We start from the raw sequence: 386 nt of genomic DNA, 5'->3' as shown, positions 1-386 counted from the left end.
TGGGAAAGGAGTGGCTTAGCAAGGCCAGCGAGAGCACTGAGATGAACGCCGCTCCTAAACCTTGGATCACTCGTGCGACCGTGAAAACTGCCAGGCTGACCGGTAGCACACAGACAATAGAGCTCACGACGAAGAGCGTGACCCCGAACACAAAACTGCGCCTGCGACCGTAGCGATCGCCCAGCAGGGCGCAACTCATCAGCACGGCCGCCATGCCCAGGCTGTACCCGGCGACCGCCCACTGCAGACCTTGTTCGCCCGTGTGAAACACCTTTTGGATGCTGGGCAATGCGACATTGACGATGTTGACGTCCACGAACACCATGAAGATGCCCAGCCCCGTTGCCAACACGGTCAGCCGCTGGCGCGGTGTCATTGCAGTGTGG

1 protein-coding gene is annotated in these 386 nt (G+C 60.1%); it reads right to left on the bottom strand.

What is annotated here, in order from left to right; all coding sequences use genetic code 11:
• The coding region (locus GPA21_RS20540) for an MFS transporter (protein WP_168989882.1) at nucleotides 1-376 on the bottom strand (376 nt) is incomplete at its 3' end.
• Nucleotides 377-386 lie beyond the last annotated feature (10 nt).

Source organism: Azoarcus taiwanensis (assembly GCF_012910885.1).
Classification (GTDB): Bacteria; Pseudomonadota; Gammaproteobacteria; order Burkholderiales; family Rhodocyclaceae; genus Azoarcus_F; species Azoarcus_F taiwanensis.
The sequence above is the reverse complement of the archived record's forward strand: the minus strand, read 5'-3'. Positions and strand labels throughout refer to the sequence as shown.